This window comes from Idiomarina sp. UBA4206, assembly GCF_002383015.1.
GTDB lineage: Bacteria > Pseudomonadota > Gammaproteobacteria > Enterobacterales > Alteromonadaceae > Idiomarina > Idiomarina abyssalis.
Window position 1 is genome coordinate 22,708 of sequence record NZ_DFTS01000007.1, and the last position, 1,482, is coordinate 24,189.

The 1,482-nt window shown below is 45.6% G+C and carries 1 protein-coding gene; it reads right to left on the reverse strand.

Features of this window, described 5'->3' with window-relative positions:
- Positions 1-131 precede the first annotated feature (131 nt).
- Positions 132-1,482, reverse strand: a 1,351-nt coding sequence (locus B3180_RS00875; protein WP_286842361.1) for a peptidylprolyl isomerase, incomplete at its 5' end; no start/stop codon positions are given.

A 1,482-nucleotide genomic window follows, 5' to 3' on the forward strand; every position in this document is an offset into this window, starting at 1 on the left:
AGAGGCTATCTGATACGACAGAAGATAATGTCTTACCGGAGCTTTACGGACGCAAATAATACTAACGAAAAACAAAAAAAGCTCAGACTTTCTCAAGTCTGAGCTTTTTTATTTTCGATGAGCGTTACACTTTATCGAGTCGATAAACGCTGAATATCTGCATCACTTTTCAGATTATTAATGAAAGCTTGTAACATCACTTGTGCCTGGCGGTTCTGCAGTTGACTTTGCAGCTCATCAAGCTGCTCTTCGTTTGCATTACCCGGGTTAAGTTCTGTCAATGCAACCACTGCAGCATCGCCATTAGGAAGCGCGACCGTGGTAAAGGTGTTTTCATCGGCAGTAGCAGACGGAGACATCGAGAACAGCTCTTGCACAATAGCTCTTGGATGCTCGTTATTGTTCCGGGTAATGCTATCTACCCAGACAATCTCGCCACTGGTTTCTTCACCCGACTGCCAGGCCTGCATCCACTCTTCCGCCTGTTGCAGTGCTAATTCCTGAGCTTTCTCTACACGAAGTTCTGCAACAATCTGCTCGCGAACCTCGTCCAGATCTTTTACCCGCACCGGTTGATGTTCAGTCACTCGCACAACCAAAGAACGATCATCAGAGGTTTCAATTACGTCACTGTTTAACTTCTCTTCAATTAACTGTTCTGAAAACAGGTTATTGAGAATGACGTCATCACTCAAAGGTGTTGGCGCTCTTTCACGAGTGAATAAGTCAGTACGACGAACTGTAGCACCAATTTCGTCAGCAGCAGGCTCCAGAGTATCTGGCTGTTCAAAGCTAATTTCAGCCAATTTCTGCTGCTTTTCAAAATAACGGTCTTCCGCTTTTTCTGCTAACAGCTGTTGGCGAACTTCGTCTTCGACTTCACTGAATGGTGTTACCGTACCTTCACGTAAATCAGTCAGCTTAATAATGTGATAACCGAAGCTGGTTTCAACAATCTCAGATAAATCACCAATGTTTTCCAGCTCAAAAACAGCGGCATCAAAATCTTCGTCCATCATGCCAGCTTCGACCCAATCAAGGTCACCGCCCTGTTCCGCAGAGAAAGTATCATCAGAGTAGGTTTGCGCTACCTCAGCGAAGTCGGCGCCCTGCTCCAGTTCGGCCAACGCCTCTTCAGCTTTCTCTTTAGCGTTCTCTGTGTCGAATTCAATAAGAATATGCGACACGCGACGCTCTTCTTCGGTTGCGTATTGCTGCTGACGTTGTTCGTAATACTCACGTACTTCTTCATCGGCTATTTCAATATCAGACTCAATAGCCGCTAAAGAAAGCTCAACATAAGCAACGCTCAACTTCTCTTCCGTACGGAACATGTCCTGGTTTTGCTGATAAAAGGTCTCGATATCCGACTCAGCAACTTCCACCTGGCCCTCAAAAGACTCGTTATTTGCTACCAGAAACCCACCAGAACGCGTTTGGTTCTGTAAGCGCAAAAATGCTAAAGCCTCAGGTTCCAAAACG